Source organism: Kouleothrix sp. 19917, assembly GCF_057073505.1.
Genome location: NZ_CP097099.1, coordinates 4291275 through 4307170 on the forward strand (window position 1 = coordinate 4291275; position 15896 = coordinate 4307170).

Genomic DNA, 15896 nt, shown 5'->3' on the forward strand with positions numbered 1-15896 from the left:
AAAATATCTTGGTGTCTTCGTGTCTTGGTGGTAAACGGTTTCGCTCGCCGTTTGCGGGCAAGAGTTTCCTGAAGGACGCGGATGTTCCGTCGCCAAACCATCCAGGGCCTGATCGTCCTGACCTTTCTGTCGCTGCTCACCGGGCAGGGCCTGCTGGCGCTGATCTGCATTCTGCTGCTCACCACCGCGTGGCTGGCCTGGCAGTGGGATCGCTGGTCGCTCTTGCGCCTGAGCTACAGCCGCGAACTCAGCCAGCCACGCGCCTTCCCCGACGACGAGGTTGAGCTGACCATCCGCATCGCCAATCGCAAGCCGCTGCCGCTGGTGGCGCTGGTGGTGCGCGACATTGTGCCCGCCCCGCTCGCCATCATCGGGCACGACCGCCGGCTCGACACCGAGGGGCGGCAGGTGATCAATCGCATCACCAGCCTGCGCTGGTACGAAAGCGTGGTCTGGCGCTACCGCCTGCGCTGCACCGCGCGCGGCGCGTACCGGCTCGGCCCGGCCAGCCTGGAAGGCGGCGACCCGTTTGGCTTCTACCGCAGCGAGATGCAGCAGCCCGCCCAGACGAGCATTATTGTCTACCCGCGCCTGCTGCCGCTCGACGAACTGGGCCTGCCGCCGCGCAACCCGCTTGGCGAACTGCGCGCCCGCCAGCTCATCCGCGACCCCATGCGCACCGTCGGCGTGCGCGACTACCACCCCGACGACCCGCTGAAAGACGTGCACTGGACGGCGACCGCGCGCACGGGCACGCTGCAAACCCGCATCTACGAGCCAACCACCTCGCGTGAGCTGGCAATTTTTCTCGACCTCGACTCGTTTGAGTTCTACTGGCAGGGCATCGACGAAGCGCAGATCGAGCGACTGATCAGCGCGGCGGCTACGCTGGCGCAGGTCGGGCTGCGCGAGGGCTACGCCGTCGGCCTGTATGTGAATGGTGCGCCCGCCGAGTTCGAGCGCTTTGTGAGCCTGCCGCCCGGCCGCAGCCCGGCCCAGCTTGAACGAATCATGGAAACACTGGCCCGCCTGACGCACTATTCCGTCACGCCCATGGCGCGGCTGCTGCGCACCACCGCCAGCACGCTGCCCTGGGGCGCAACGATCCTGCTGCTCAGTGGCATCGCGCCCGAAGGCACGCGCGCCGCGCTGCTGCGCCAGCGTGAGGCTGGCCGCTCGGTGGCGTGGCTGTACCTGGGCGAAGACGCGCCGCCCACCGTGCCGGGCGTGCTGGTGAAACACGCGCCGCCGCACACCGACTTTCGCGGCAATGGGCGCGCTTCCGCCCGCAGGCCCGCCACCAACGGCGCGCAGCCGCACGCCGCGCAGGAGGCGCTATGAACTTCCCTACGCCACTCCATGTCGCGGTCGGCTCGCTCAACCCGATCAAGGTCAACGCCGTGCGCTCGGCGCTTGAGCGCGCCAGCATCCCCGCCGAGGTGCATGCTATTGATGTGCCTTCGGGCGTGCCTGCCATGCCACTCGGCTACGGCGAAATGGCGCGCGGGGCGCGTCAGCGCGCCCTGGCCGCCTGCGCTGCCCTCGGCGCGCACTGGGGCGTTGGGCTGGAAGGTGGCGTGGAGTTCGACGCCGATGGCGCGGCCTGGCTGTACAGCGTGGTCGCGATTGTGGATGGGCAGCGCGAGTCGCTTGCGCGGGGCGGGCAGATTCTGGTGCCGCCGCGCTTTGTCGCGCAGTTGCGCGCCGGTGCCGAGCTGGGCACGCTGATGGACGGGCTGCTTGGCACCAGCAACATCAAGCAGAAGCAGGGCGCAATTGGCTACCTCACCGGCGGCCTGATCACCCGCGAGTCCGCACTGAACGATGTGTTTTGCCGCGCGCTCGCGCCGTTTCTGCACGCCGAGCTGTATGAAGAAAGATGACGAAGGACCAATGACAAAGGACGAAACAGCCAGCCCAGTCATTCGTCCTGTCTCTGTCAAGGTTTCTCACGATGGGACGCAGATGAACGCCGACACACACGGACAAATAGCGTTATGCACTGATCCGCGTTCTCCGCGTGCGTCAGCGTCCACTCACTCCCGACTCCTGACTCCTGAATCCTGGTAAAGGTCCCGCCCATGCTTTCATGGCAGCGCATCATCTACTACCTGAGTCTGGCGGTGGTCGAGGCCACCCCACCAACGCTGCTGCTCGCCATCACCGGGCACGACGCCTGGGGCGCCCTGCTGCTGGTGGTGCTGGCCGGCGCGCTGGCCGACTGGGTGGTGCTGCGGCGGCTGCGCCCCGAGCGCCAGGGCCTTGCGCTGGCCGGGCTGGGTTTGCTGGCCGCGCTGTGGGCCGCCAAAGTCTCGGCCTTCGATAATGCCAGCCTGCTCAGCGGCTGGGGCGACGCGCTGGGCGCGCTCGTCACCTTCAGCGACCCACGCGCCGGCGCGGCCTACCTCGCGCTGCTGGTCGGCCTGTACTGCTTCTGGCGGGGCACGCGCCTGGCCCTGCACGACAGCGTCAGCCTGCACCGCCTGTTCCGCCTCGCCACCGTCATGCTTATGCTGATTGTTGGCGTGGGCTTTCTGGGCAGCGGCGGGCGGCCCGGCCTGAGCGAGCTGGCCTCCACCGAGGTGCTGAGCTTCTTCGCGGTTGGCCTGCTGGCGATTGCGCTGGCCGCCGCCAGCGACGAGCGCGAAGCCGAGTTGCAGCGCATGGGCTGGCGCGGCCTCCTCACGCTAGCTGGCGCGATTGTGCTGGTGCTCAGTCTGGGTGTGCTGGTCAGCGCGCTGTTCGGCCACGAGGCCGCGCAGATCGTGCGCGTGGCCTGGCAGGCGTTTATTTTCCTGATCGCGCTGATCATCGCGCCGCTGCTCTACCTGCTTGCCACCGCCTTCGAGTGGCTGTTTCGCCTGCTGCACCTTGAGCGCATTTTCGACATCGCGCCGCCGCCAGTGCAGCCGCCCGCCACCGATCTGCCGCCAGCTGCCCAGGGCGTGCTCGGCATTTTTCCGCCGTGGGTTCAGGTACTCATTCAGGCAGTGCTGGCGATCGTGCCAGTGCTGATTATTCTGTTGCTGCTCTATTTTCTGCGCAGCCGCAGACGCCGAAGCACAAGCCCCGACGAGGAGCGCGTTTCGCTGTGGAGCTGGAGTGGCCTGGCCGACGATTTGCTTAGCCTGCTGGGCAAGCTGCGCCCAGCCGCGTCTGCCGGCGGCCTCCGCGATGCCCTGGCCCGCCTGCGCGGCACCGACCCGGCCAGCCGCATTCGGCGCAGCTACATTCGCCTGCTGCTGCTTGGCGAGGCCCGCGATCAGCCGCGCAACGCCCCACAGACCGCGCGCGAGTATGGGCCAGTCGCCAAGGCAATCGTGCCCGGCGCGGCGCAACCCGTCGCCACCCTCACCGACGCCTACGAGCGCGCGCGCTACAACCCGGCCGGCGCATCCCCCGCCGACGCCGACGCCGCCGAGCGCGCCTGGGCCGCAATCGAGCAAGCCAGCGCCCGCAAGGAGACATGATGAAAGGGTGACGGGGTGACAAGGTGACGGGTAAGCGTAAACCGCAGAACCGCAGAACCGAGAACCAAGAACCCGCCAACCCTAACCCTCAGATCTTTGCGCTCTTTGCGGTTTATCTTCTGGTGGTTGATGGTTGAGTATCGGTCGCCCAACCTGCAACCTCCAACTTTCAAACATGCAACTCAAACCTCCGTGCCTCCGTGCCTCCGTGCCTCCGTGGTAAAATCTTCGTCGCAACTCGCAAAACTGCAAACGAGGAACCTATGAGCGACAGCCTGCTCGCCCGCCGCGACGGCGCGGTGACAACCATCACCATCAACCGCGCCGCCGTGCGCAACGCCGTCGATGGCCCGACCATGCTGGCCCTGCGCGACGCCGTCGAAGCCTGCAACGACGACGGCAGCACCCGCGTGATTGTGATCACCGGCGCGGGCGGGGCGTTCTGCTCCGGCGCCGACATCACCATGATCGCCGGGGCCGAGCTTTCTGCCGATGCAGCCTGGCGCGTGCTGACCGACGCCTACCACCCGGCGCTGCTGGCAATTCACAACGCCCGCTGGCCGGTGATCGCCGCCGTGGATGGCGTGGCGGCCGGCCTGGGCTGCGATCTCGCGCTGGCCTGCGATATTCGGCTGGCCTCGGCGCGCGCCCAGTTTGCCGAGCTGTTCATCCGCGTCGGCCTGATCCCCGACGGCGGCGGCACATGGAACCTGCCGCGCCTCGTCGGCATGGGCCGCGCGCTCGAACTGTTCTACAGTGGCGCAAGCGTGCCCGCCGACGAAGCGCGCGCCATCGGCCTCGCCAGCTACGTCTACCCAACCGAAGACTTTGCCGCGTCGGTGGCGGCCTACGCCAGCCGCCTGGCCGCGCAGGCTCCCCTCGCGCTCACGCGCATCCGCCGCGCCGTGCGCGACGCGCAAGACAGCAGCTTTGCCGAGGCGCTCGCCCGCGAAGCCGCCTTGCAGCGCGAAATCCTCAGCAGCGCCGATGGCTTCGAGGGTTTTCGCGCCTTTCTCGAAAAGCGCCCGCCCGTCTGGCGTGGCGAGTAGGCCTGCACTAAAATGTAACTCCCTCGCGCTATGATCGCGCCAGAGCACAGCACCGCGACCCAGGGCCATGTCAACGATGGAAAAAGAACGAGATCGATCCACAGATTACGCAGATGAGCGGTCTCATATCTGTGTAATCTGTGGATAAAGTTTGGGAACTGTGACATAGCCCTGGCCGCTGCCAGCCGAGCGTTGACACCCTCCCCCCTGCGTGTTAGATTATCGCTACGCTCTGTGCAACCTATCACAAGGGCGCCCGCCACGCGGGCGCTTTTGGCTAGCGAAAGGGATAACACGCTGTGGCAGAACCACTTGGAAGCGCTGCGCGGCCGCTGCGCGTCGCAATTATTGGCGCGGGGCCGGCCGGCTTCTACGCCGCCGAAGCGCTGCTCAAGCAAGCGAATCTGAACCTCTCAATCGATTTCTTCAACCGCTTCCCCACCCCCTTCGGCCTGGTGCGCGAAGGCGTCGCGCCCGACCACCAGTCGATCAAGGCCGTCACCCGCATCTACGACCGCATTGCCGGCGACCCGCGCGTGCGCTATTTCGGCAATGTAACCTTTGGCGTAGACCTGATGCACGAGGACCTGAAGCCCTTCTACGACCAGATCATCTACGCGGTCGGCGCGCAAACCGACCGGCGCATGAACATTCCCGGCGAAGATCTGGTGGGCAGCTACCCGGCCACCGCCTTTGTCGGCTGGTACAACGGCCACCCCGATTACCGCGACTACGAGTTCGACCTGAGCACCGAGTGCGTGGTGGTGATCGGCAACGGCAATGTCGCGATGGACGTGACGCGCATTCTGGTGACCAACCCCGACGAGCTGGCGAAAACCGACATTGCCGACCACGCGCTGGCGGCGCTGCGCGCGAGCAAGGTGCGCGAGGTTGTGATGCTTGGCCGGCGCGGCCCGGCCCAGGCGGCCTTCACCAACGCCGAGCTGAAGGAGTTTGGCGAGCTGGAAGACGTGCAGGTCGCGCTCGACCCGGCTGAGCTGCAGCTCGACCCCGACAGCGAGGCGGCGCTGGCCGAAGACAAAATCGCGGCCAAGAATGTCGAGCTGATGCGCGCCTACGCCGCCCGCACCGACTGGGCTGGCTCGAAGACGATCCGCATGCGCTTTCTGGCCTCGCCCGTCGAGATCCTTGGCGCGGATGGGCATGTCGCGGGCGTGAAGATCGAGCGCAACCTGCTTGTGTCCGACGGGCGCGGTGGCCTGCGCGCCAAAGGCACCGGCGAGTTCGAAACGCTCGACTGCGGCATGGTGCTGCGCTCGGTCGGCTACCGGGGTGTGCCGCTCAAAGGCGTGCCCTTCGACGAAGCCTCCTACACGATTATGAATGTCGTTGGGCGCGTGACACACGCCAGCAGCGGCGAAAGCATCCCCGGCGAGTATGTGGTGGGCTGGGCCAAGCGCGGTCCCTCCGGCGTGATCGGCACCAACAAGCCCGACGCCGTTTCGACTGTGGCGGCGATGGTAGAAGATGTGCCGACGCTCGATGGAATTGATGATGCGAAGCGCGACCCCGACGCCGTGCTGGCGCTGCTCAAGGCGCGCAAACCCGATTATGTCACCTATGCCGACTGGAAGAAGCTCGACGCCCACGAGCTGGCGTCGGGCGCGGCGCAGGGCCGCCCGCGCGTCAAGGTCACCCGCGTGGCCGAGATGCTGGATGTGATCAAGGGCTAAACCAGCACATTTCAAAATGGGTGTTGGGAACGTTTACCACCAAGACACCAAGACACCAAGGGCTTCGTATGCAATATAACCTCGGTGCCTTTGTGCCTTGGTGGTTACTATAAAAAAGGTATTGGGGCTAGAACACTAAACGATGGAGGCACGGAGAAAATTCAACTTCTCCGTGCCTCTGTGTCTTGTCTAAAAAGCCGCCAAGTGGGGCGGGTCAACAAAAGACCAATGAAGGCTCGCAGAAGTGGCTTGGCTCTGCTATCCTATGCCTTGATGCATCTCAAGGCCGCAAAAGACCGATGCGCTCGACGCTGTCACAGAGAATGGCTTTCGATGCATCGTATCGCTTGTTTCACAAGACCGTGTAAGATCCCAGTGCCCACGAGCACGTAGCCTCAAGACTGGTCCGAAACAAGCTCCTTTTCTTGTCCTTTGGAGAGCTATCATGCACATTCTCGGCATTGACCTCGCCAAACTCACCTTCGATGTCACCCTGCTGCGTGAGGGTGGCGACCGTCGCCACAAGCAGTTTCCGAACACCTCCGCTGGTTTTGAGCAGCTCCAGCAGTGGCTTCGCTCCCAGCACATTGAGCACGTGCATGCCTGTATGGAGGCAACCAATGTCTATTGGGAAGCGCTGGCTGCCTTCCTCGCCGATGCTCAGCACATCGTCAGTGTGGTTAACCCTGCCCGTATCAAGGGTTTTGCCCAAAGCCAGATGATGCGCACCAAGACCGACAAACAGGATAGCCGCATCATTGCGTTGTTCTGCTTGCAATGCCAGCCCGAAGCCTGGACACCACCCTCTGCCGCCCAGCGCCGCTTGCGTGCGCTCACACGCCATCGCGACGACTTGCTCCAAACGCGCACGCAACTGTCCAATCGCTTGGGCGATACCAGCGACACGGTGGTGCGCACGTCGCTTGAAACGGTTCTGGCAAGCGTAGAGGAGCAGATCACAAGCGTCGAGGCACAACTCAAACAGCATCTCAAAGACGAGCGTGACCTGGGCGAGCAAGCTGCGCTTCTCACGGCGATTGTCGGAATAGGTACAATCACTGCCGCTAAGTTGCTGGGGGAGTTCTGCGATATCGACGCGTATACATCGGCCAAGGCGCTGGCGGCAGACGCGGGAGTAACACCGGCGCAGCACGAATCGGGAACGAGTGTGCGGCGGCGAACACACCTCTCGAAAGTGGGCAAGGCGAGCGTGCGAGCGGCGCTGTACTGGCCGGCAATTGTGGCGATGCGACGATGCGAAGGGTTCAAGGCGTTTGCGGAACGGCTGGCAGCGCGCGGCAAAGCCAAGGGTGTGATCATCGGTGCGGTGATGCGCAAGTTGTTGCACGTGGTCTATGGTGTACTCAAGCATAAAACGCCCTTTGACCCAAACAAAGTCCTTGGCCCGACCCGTTCTTCAACGTAATATCTCTGTGGTTCAAAATCTGGCGCTAGCGCAGGCCCGCGAACAGGTCGCTTTCGTAGCCCTCGCGCGGCGGCAGCGGCACCCGCGATTGGAGCAGCGTAAAGTACTCGGTGCCGAACCAGGTGCGCCCAATGTCGTCGGGCATGCTCAGAAACGGGCCGTCGGTGGCGATCTGCGTGCGGTGCTCCAGCAGCGCGGCGCGCTTCAAAGGCATATACTCGGCCACGTCAATCGCGGTGGTAATCACGTCGTCGGGCGCGGTGTAGTTTTCGATCTTATAGTCGGGGTTGTCGAGCGGGGTTTTGATGCCCTGCGCGCGCATCGCTTCCCACGCCTGGCGCGAACGCTCGCGCGGGCGGTTCATTTCGTAGAGCTTGTCAACCGCCCAGGCCGGCCCGGCCTCGGGGTAGCGCGCCGGGTCAGCAGCGGCCTCGAAGGCTTCCTGGGTGGTCTTGTAGCAGGCAATATGGTCAGGGTGGCCGTAGCCGCCGTGCGCGTTGTAGGAAATCAGCACCTGCGGGCGGTAGGCGCGGATCAGCTTCACCAGGCGCTCGGTCGCTTCGTCGGGGTCGGCGCAATGGAAGCACTCGGGGTGCGCGTTCGACTCGCGCCCATCCATGCCCGAGTCGCGGTAGCCCAGAAACTCCTGGTGCGCAATGCCCAGAATATCGGTCGCGGCGCGCAATTCTTCGCGGCGAATCTCGGCCAGGCGCGCGTGATTCTCGGGCGTGTCGATCTCCTTCACCACAATCTCGCCTTCTTCGCCCAGCGTTGCCGTCACCAGCACGGTTTGAACGCCTGCTTTCGCATAATGTGCAAACGTGCCGCCCGAGCCAATCACCTCGTCATCGGGGTGCGCATGAACAATCATCAAGGTCAGCGGGTTTTCCATGGGTTCGCGTTCTCCTGTTCCACCGGTCGATACCAGGCGTTTGGCGCAACAACACGGCCATTCGCGCGTCTTATAAAATGAGATGAATCGTATGCACGTCGCAGATAAAGCCACACGTACGTGCCTTCCTCCGTGTTCTCGGTGCTCTCTGTGGCTTTTGTACGAAACACCGCATCGGGCCGGGCAAAATGAGAGCCCGATGATAGTTGCGCGCCGCCAGTTGCCGCCAACGCCTGCCGCGTGATACTATACACCCAGACGATGTATTGTGCTGGAAACAATACACAGTATTGAGCCGAATATGACAGAGTTACCAATCACCGATATCCACCAGCTCATTCAGGACGGGCGCGCTGCCGCCCTGGCCGGCGACACGCTGGCCGCGCGTGCGTCATTCCGCCGCGCCACCGAGCTCGACGCGAGCAGCGTTGAGGCGTGGGTGGGCCTGAGCAGCGTCGTGCCAATTCTGGCCGAAAAGCGCGAATACCTGCAAAAGGCGCTGGCCTTGCAGCCCGACAACGCCGACGCCGCCGCCAGCCTGCGCTATGTCGAGCAGCTGATCGCGCAGGGCATGCAGCTCGAACCCTCGCGGCGGCGCGAGGAGCGCAACAGCTCGGGCGATGCCTCGCCGCTGCTGAGCGCGCCCGACACAGCCGCGCCCGCCACCGCCATCGAGTTCTGCTACCGCCACCCCGACCGCGAAACTGGGCTGCATTGTACTCAGTGCGGCCGGCCGATCTGCGCCGAGTGCGCGACCATGACGGCGGTGGGCCAGCTTTGCCCCGACGACCGCCGCGCGCGCCGGCCAAGCAACTACAAGGTCGCCCCGCGCGACGTGGTGGTGGCGGCGATTGTGGCGCTGCTGGCGGCGGCGCTGGTGGCGGTGCCGGTAGCATTCTTCGCGCGCGGGCTGTTTGGCTTCTTCATTGTGTTTATGGCCGGGCCGGCGATTGCCGAGTTCATTGTGCGGATCGTCGACAACGTCACCAAGCTCAAGCGCGGCCGCCCGATGCAGATTACGGTTGGCACGGCTATGGCGCTCGGCACCCTGCCGATGATGCTCGTCAACCCACTGATGGTGCTGATCTACCTGGGCATCAGTATTTCGACGGCAGTGGCGCGGCTGCGATAGGACGGGAACAATCCGCAGATGACACAGATTGCCCAGACTATGGTGCTTGACCTTCTGTGCAATCTGCGTAATCTGTGGATACATGACGCACTTGGGCGGCAGGCACCCGGCAGCGGGCGGCTCGCCGCCTTACGATTCTTCCCACGGAATCGGGCTGACGTCGTCGTGGCGCAGCGTACGCGTGCCAACCCGCTCGATGTGCATAATCAGGCGGCAGGCCGGGTCGGGGCAGGTCACGCGCGCGTCGGTTTCCATCCAGTCGGCCGGGTGGTTGCGGCGCTGCTTGGCGGGCAGCAGCGGAATCGCCGCCTGGAGCGCGTACAGGCAGAAATCACGGCCGTCGGGCAGCGCGAGCTTGCCACCGCGCAGAAAGAAGCAGTCGCCAACCTGCATGGCGCAGGTGCAGTTCCCCGCAATCGCCTCGACCGACACCTTCAGATCATAGAGTTCGAACTCATCACTGCGCGCCATGCTGGCTTCCTTTCAGTCGTGGCAGCACCTGCTCGCCCAGCAGGCGCAGACCGCTCGCCTCGCTCAGACCGTGCGGCGTGCCGAACTCCACGCGGTTGCAGCCGGCCGCAAACAGCGCCTCGGCCTGGGCGGCGACCTCGGCGGGTGTGCCAGCAAAGGCCAGCCGCGCCAGCAGCTCGTCAGAAATACAGGCCGCCGCAGCGTCGAAGTCGTAGGCAGCAGCAGCGGCGTTCACGCGTGCCAGCAGCTCCGGCTCGATCCCCAGGGTCGGGTCGAGCGGCGCGATCACGGGCAGGTAGAGCGCAGCCTGGCGGCGGGCCAGCGCGCGCGCCGCTGCGCCATCCTCGTCCACCACGGTCACTGCGCCCACGCAGATGCGTAACGCGCCCGGGTCACGGCCAGCGGCGCGCGCGGCAGCATCGGCAGCCTGGCGGACATGCGGCAGCACAGCCGGGTTGGCGGTGCCGCCGATCTTGATCTCGTTCACCAGCGGCGCGCAGGCGCGCATGGCTGCCGGCCCCCAGCTTCCCAGCAGAAACGGTATGTCGGGCCGCAGAATGCGCCAGCGCAGCGCGTCGCCGCCGACTAGCGGGAATATTGTGCTCTCGAACGGCTCGCGGCGCTGCTCCAGCAGGTGGCGCACACATGCAAAGGCCTCGCGCAGCGCCGCGACTGGGCGCTCGGGCGCAAGGCTCACAAAATCGAGCCACGCGCCGCGCGCCAGCCCGAGGTAGGCGCGCCCGCCCGATGCTTCGTCGAGCAGCGCGATGTTGCCCGCGATGTTGATTGGGTGGCAGGTGAAGGGGTTGACCGCCGCTGGCCCCAGGCGCACCCGCCGCGTGGCGCGCGCGATCTCAAGCAGCGGCAGCCAGGCCGGCTGGTACAGCATGTCGTTGTAGACCGTCACGCCGTCGAAGCCATACTGCTCGCACTGCGCGGCCATTGGGCCATACGCGCTGAGCGGGTGGTCGGTCTGGAAGGCGATTGTGATGCTGTGCGGCGCTGTCATGGGCGCAGGTAGCGGTCGAAGAATTCGGCCATGTCGCTGTACATACGGCGCAGGTTGGCGCGCGTGCGCACGTAGTAGCACTCGCCGGGGTAGGTTTTGTACTCCACAGTTTTGTACTCGCGGCGCATGGCCTCCACAAAGCGGCGCGAGTCGTCCGAGCGCGGCAGCAGCCCTTCGCCATGCAGCACCAGCGTGGGTGTCTGCGCCCGGCGCACATTGTATACGGGCGAACAGTGGCGGTACACCGCCCGGTTCTGCTCGAAGTCGCCAAATTCATAATGCATAAGCTGCAGGTGGCGGCGCTCCTGCTCGCCCATCACAAACACCCAGTCGGCATAGCCGGCGTGCGGCGCGGCGGCCTGAAACTCGCCCGGCGCGTTGCACACTGCCGACATGCTCAGGCAGCCGCCGTAGCTCGTGCCAGTGATGCCGATGTGCGCGCCGTCGGCCCACTCCTGGGCGCGCAGCCAGTTCGCGCCCGCAATCGCGTCGTGCAGGTCGCCGTGACCCCAGTCGCCGTTGTTCAGGTCTTCAAACTCTTTGCCATAGCCCGAGCTGCCGCGAATATTCGGCATCAGCACGGCATAGCCACGCGCCGCCAGAAACTGCGCCAGCGGGTCGAGCGCGTCGTAGAACTGGCTGGTTGGCCCACCGTGAATGTGCAGCACCGCCGGGGCGCGCGTGCCGGGCGGCAGGGTCGGCGGGCGGTACAGGTAGGCGTGAATCGTGCGCCCGTCGAAACTGGGGTAGCTGATTTTCTCGGGGCGAACCAGCTGGCCGCGCAGCCCCACCGGCAGCGTGTCGGTCACGCGCCGCGCCACGCCGCTGGCCGCATTCACCAGCCACAGGTCTTGCGTGTCGTCGGGCGCGGCAAGGAAAAAGGCGATTGTGCTGCCGTCGGGCGACCAGACCGGCGCGGCGCACACGCCCTGCTCGGGCGCGACCAGCGCGCGGGCGTTGCCGCCGTCGGCGTCGCACAGCCACAGCGCCAGCGTGCCGTTCGTGTTCGAAAGGAATGCCACCTGCCGGCCATCGGGCGACCATGTTGCGCCACTTTGGTCGGCGGCTTGCGGGCAGAACTGGCGCGGCTCGCCGTTCGCTTCCAGCGGCGCGGCCCAGTAGTTGATCCAGCCGCTGCGGTGCGAACGAAACAGCAGCGCGCTGCCATCCGGCGCGACGGCTGGCACGCCAAAGGTGCGCCCGTAGTGGTAGTCGAACAGGTCGCTGTCGGTGGCGATCACGCGCTCGTCGCCGCCGCCCGGCGCAATGCTCACAATCTCGTGGTCGGTCCAGCCTTCGCTGAGGCGCACATACAGCACGCGCGCGTCGCCCGGCGTCTCCACCGGCGAAACCTCGTAGCGCTCATCGCCGGTCAGGCACTGGGTTGCGCCATCCGCCACGCCCACACGATAAATGTCGTAGCCGCCGCGCGTGTTCGCGGCCACCAGCAGGCTCTGCCCATCGCGCGCCCAGCTATAGCCCGCAATATGGTTACCCAGGCGCGTGAGCTGGCGCTGGCGGCCAGTTTCCGCTTCCCACAGCCATAGCTCGGTCGCGCCGTTCGCTTCAGAAAGAAACGCAATCAGCCGGCCATCGGGCGAAAAGCTCTGCATCGGGCTGGCCAGAAACTGCAGCGCAATCGGCATGGTGGTGACACGGCGCGGGAAGCCGCCCGCCGCTGGCACCAGCCACAGCGCCAGCTCGCCGCCCAGACGCGCCGCCACCAGCAGCTCGCGGCCATCGGGCGACCAGCGCGCCACGTCGCCGCCGCCATAGGGGCCGCTGCCCAGCCCCTCAATCGCCAGAAGCTGGTCGAGCGTGAGTGCAGTATCCGAAGTATCCATCGAAATCTCCCTGTAAGGGCGAAGCATTCTGCTGACCGATGGCCATCGGTCAGCAGAATGCTTCGCCCCACGAACGCCAACCATCGCGCAACATCCTGCCCGCCCCAACGAATCGCACCGGCGTCACCGATCCCGAAAATGCGGCAGCACCTCGCGGCCCAGCACATCGAGCGCGGCCAGCGGCTCGGGCCCGATCGGCGGGCCAAAGCTCAGGTGCGTCGCGCCGAGCGCGGCAAGATGTTCCAAACGCGGGATCAAGTCGCGCGCATCGCCAGCCACGCCCACGCTCAGCATGGCGTCAGTAACAAGACTTTTCGCTCTGGCAAGATTATTTTCCACCTGCACCGCGTGGGCGATTGGGGCAAACTCGGCGCGCGCCACGCCCAGCCGCGCCAGGATCTGGTCGCTAAAGGCGTGGCCGTAAAAAGCCACTTTTTCGCGCAGGGCATCTTCGGCGGCGGCGCGGTCGGCGCTCACCGACACCCAAACGCAGGCGGCCACATCGATCGCGCCCATATCGCGCCCAGCCGCCGCCGCGCCAGCGCGCACCTGCGCAATCACGTCGGCGTACAGCTCGGGCGGGAACAAGAGCGGCAACCCGCCATCGGCCGCCTGCCCGATCAGCCGCTGCATGCGCGGGCTCATCGCGCCCAGGTAGAGCGGGATCGGGCGCGCGAGGAAGCGCAGGTAGGCTTCGTCGGTCCAGCCGCGCAGTTCCTGCCCGTCGAAGCGCACGCGCTCGCCGGCAAAGAGCTGCCGCAAGGCGGCGAGCGTTTCAGCCATGCGCGCCAGCGGGCGCTCCTGCGCCAGCCCAACCCAGCCCAGGAAATCGCCGGCGCCCGCGCCCAGCCCCAGCAGCATGCGCCCGCCGCTCAGCTCATCCAGCGCGGCGGCCTGCATGGCGATCTCGACCGGGTGCATGGTGTAGGGATTAACGATGCATGTGCCGATTTCGATGCGCTCGGTCGCCAGCGCGCAGGCCGTCAGGATCGGCCAGACGCCGCGCAGAAACAGGTCGTCGCTCACCCAGAACTGGCTGAAACCGGCGGCCTCGGCGGCGCGCGCCAGGCGCGGGTAGTCCTGCGCAGGCAAGTCGTTGTTGAAGCGAACAGAAAATCGCATACTTCCTCGGTCGGCAGTTTGCAGTTGGCAGTAAGAACGCAAGCGCGACTGCCGACTGCACACCGCCTACTGAATGATCGCGACGGCTTCGATCTCAACCAGCATCTCGGGTTCGATCATCTCGGCGCGCACCAGCGTGTTGGCCGGGCGGATCGCGCCAAAGACCTCGCCATGCACGCGCGCAACCGCTTCCCAATCAGCCAGGTTGCGCACGAAAATGCGCGTCCGCACGACATCTTCCGGCGTTGCGCCGGCCTCGGCCAGCGCGGCGGCGATTTTGTTCAGCACATAGCGCGCCTGCCCAGCCGCGTCGCCGGGGTGCTGCACCGCGCCGCTTGCGTCCGAGGCGGTGGTTCCCGAAACATACACCTGCTGGCCCACCCGCACTGCGCGCGAGTAGCCGGCCATGGCTTCCCACGGCGTGCCGCTCGAAACATTCTGGCGTGGCATCAATGCTCCCTTCGCAGAACCAAGAACCAAGAACCGAGAGGCATGGTTCTCGGTTCTCAGTTCTTCGCTGCGCTACTCCACCACGTACAAAGGCTGGAAGCCGGTGGTCAGCGGCTCGCCGCCATCGTCGCGCACCACCACCACGTCTTCGACACGGCAGCCAAGCTGGTGCGGTATGAAGATGCTCGGCTCAACGGTGAAGCACATGCCGGGCCGCAGCACCGTCTTGTCGCCAGCGGTCAGGAAGGGCGGCTCGTGCACATCCATGCCGATGCCGTGGCCCAGCCGGTGGCGGAAGGCCTCGCCATAGCCCGCGTCGGTGATCACGGCGCGCGCGGCGGCATCGGCCTGCTCGCATGTGTTGCCGGCCCGCAGCGCGGCAATGCCAGCGGCCTGCGCGCCCATCACCAGACCGTACACCTTGCGGTATTCGTCGCCCGGCTCGCCAAAGAAGACCGAGCGCCCAAAGTCGTAGCAATAGCCGTCGAGCACGCCGCCAAAGTCGAACGATACCGACACCGGCGCGTCGAGCGGCAGCAGCAGGGTTTCTTCGCGGTTATGGAAGTCGAAGGGGAAGTTCACGCCCATATTGTAGAAGGCCGTCACAAACGAGGGCGCGAGCGAGCCGTGCCGCCGGAGCTGGTAGTTCACCTCGGTAATCAGGTCGAGCGTCGTCATGCCGTGGCGCAGGCGGGGCAGCACATCCGCAAAGGCCGCCTCAGTGATCGCGCCGGCCTGCCGCATAATCGCCAGCTCGTCTTCGCCCTTGATCAGCCGCAGCGGGCGCATGATCGGCGCGGCGGAAACAAAGCGCGCGGCCGGGCGCAGCGCCTGCAGGCCCATCAGCGTCTCGGCCCAGGCGCGGTCGTCGAGCGCGATTGTGGCGCTGGCCGGCGCGCCCAGCGCGTCGAGCACCTCACGCGCCAGCGCGGCTGGGTCGCCAGCATCGGGCAGCACGCGCACGTCGTAACCTGTGATGTCGAGATGGAAGGCCGCCAGCATGCGCGGGATCGTCAGGATGGGCGCGCGGCCCGGCGCGATCCACGCGCCAGTCAGCCACTCGCCCGGGTACATCGTGTTGCCGAAATTCTGCTCCTCGCGCTCGATGCCGGTGAGGTAGTGCAGGTTGGCCGAGCGCTGCAGAAACAGCAGGTCGATGTTTTGCGCGGCCATCAGCTCCTGCACGCGCTGGAGGCGGGCGGTGTAGTCTGGCATGATTGGTCATCCTTTTTAGCCGAGAAGAAAACGGTTGCGCCAGCGAGGCCACCGAGACACTGAGGAAGAGTATTAAACTCGGTGGCCTTGGTGTTCTCTGTGGCTTCATATACCTCAATGGT

General features: G+C 65.8%; 14 protein-coding genes. 7 read left to right on the forward strand and 7 right to left on the reverse strand.

Translation table 11 applies throughout. The features are described 5' to 3' along the window. The first annotated feature begins 81 nt into the window (after positions 1-81). The 6 genes from M1P90_RS17560 (at position 82) to M1P90_RS17585 (ending at position 7639) form a co-directional block, all read left to right on the forward strand. Positions 82-1341 carry a DUF58 domain-containing protein gene (locus M1P90_RS17560; protein WP_483704549.1) on the forward strand — a complete coding sequence of 420 codons (1260 nt, stop codon included), beginning with the start codon at positions 82-84 and terminating at the stop codon, positions 1339-1341. Next, entirely contained in the window at positions 1338-1883 is a 546-nt protein-coding gene (locus tag M1P90_RS17565) for a DUF84 family protein (RefSeq protein ID WP_483704551.1), read from the forward strand. Before M1P90_RS17560 ends, M1P90_RS17565 begins: the two co-directional genes overlap by 4 nt. A 198-nt stretch (positions 1884-2081) precedes the next feature. Further along, positions 2082-3470, forward strand: a complete 1389-nt coding sequence (locus M1P90_RS17570; protein WP_483704553.1) for a DUF4129 domain-containing protein — start codon at positions 2082-2084, stop codon at positions 3468-3470. Between the two features lie 263 nt (positions 3471-3733). Next, complete coding sequence (locus M1P90_RS17575; RefSeq protein ID WP_483704555.1) at positions 3734-4519, forward strand: enoyl-CoA hydratase/isomerase family protein; 786 nt, start codon at positions 3734-3736, stop codon at positions 4517-4519. Between the two features lie 299 nt (positions 4520-4818). Continuing rightward, positions 4819-6213, forward strand: a complete 1395-nt coding sequence (locus tag M1P90_RS17580; RefSeq protein WP_483704557.1) for an FAD-dependent oxidoreductase — start codon at positions 4819-4821, stop codon at positions 6211-6213. 445 nt (positions 6214-6658) lie between these two features. After that, a complete protein-coding gene (locus M1P90_RS17585) occupies positions 6659-7639 on the forward strand; it encodes an IS110 family RNA-guided transposase (RefSeq protein WP_483698797.1) in 981 nt (326 codons plus the stop codon). Between the two features lie 25 nt (positions 7640-7664). Here M1P90_RS17585 and mshB read toward each other — a convergent pair whose 3' ends face one another. Next, positions 7665-8531: an N-acetyl-1-D-myo-inositol-2-amino-2-deoxy-alpha-D-glucopyranoside deacetylase gene (gene mshB / locus M1P90_RS17590; RefSeq protein WP_483704559.1), complete on the reverse strand. Its 867-nt coding sequence runs from the start codon at positions 8529-8531 to the stop codon at positions 7665-7667. Between the two features lie 301 nt (positions 8532-8832). Between mshB and M1P90_RS17595 the strand changes: the two genes are divergently transcribed. After that, positions 8833-9663, forward strand: a complete 831-nt coding sequence (locus M1P90_RS17595) for a hypothetical protein (protein WP_483704561.1) — start codon at positions 8833-8835, stop codon at positions 9661-9663. Between the two features lie 129 nt (positions 9664-9792). Here the strand turns inward: M1P90_RS17595 and M1P90_RS17600 are convergent, their stop codons facing one another. From M1P90_RS17600 to M1P90_RS17625, 6 genes are all read right to left on the reverse strand, one after another. Then, on the reverse strand, positions 9793-10134 hold the full coding sequence (locus M1P90_RS17600) for a TIGR04076 family protein (protein ID WP_483704563.1): 342 nt from the start codon (positions 10132-10134) through the stop codon (positions 9793-9795). Next, on the reverse strand, positions 10121-11143 hold the full coding sequence (locus M1P90_RS17605; protein WP_483704565.1) for an LLM class flavin-dependent oxidoreductase: 1023 nt from the start codon (positions 11141-11143) through the stop codon (positions 10121-10123). The genes M1P90_RS17600 and M1P90_RS17605 overlap by 14 nt, the downstream gene beginning before the upstream one ends. After that, positions 11140-12987 carry an alpha/beta hydrolase family protein gene (locus M1P90_RS17610; RefSeq protein ID WP_483704567.1) on the reverse strand — a complete coding sequence of 616 codons (1848 nt, stop codon included), beginning with the start codon at positions 12985-12987 and terminating at the stop codon, positions 11140-11142. The genes M1P90_RS17605 and M1P90_RS17610 overlap by 4 nt, the downstream gene beginning before the upstream one ends. A gap of 123 nt (positions 12988-13110) precedes the next feature. Then, a complete protein-coding gene (locus M1P90_RS17615) occupies positions 13111-14109 on the reverse strand; it encodes an LLM class flavin-dependent oxidoreductase (protein ID WP_483704569.1) in 999 nt (332 codons plus the stop codon). 66 nt (positions 14110-14175) lie between these two features. Continuing rightward, positions 14176-14559 carry a RidA family protein gene (locus tag M1P90_RS17620; protein WP_483704571.1) on the reverse strand — a complete coding sequence of 128 codons (384 nt, stop codon included), beginning with the start codon at positions 14557-14559 and terminating at the stop codon, positions 14176-14178. 72 nt (positions 14560-14631) lie between these two features. Next, complete coding sequence (locus tag M1P90_RS17625) at positions 14632-15774, reverse strand: M24 family metallopeptidase (protein ID WP_483704573.1); 1143 nt, start codon at positions 15772-15774, stop codon at positions 14632-14634. Positions 15775-15896 lie beyond the last annotated feature (122 nt).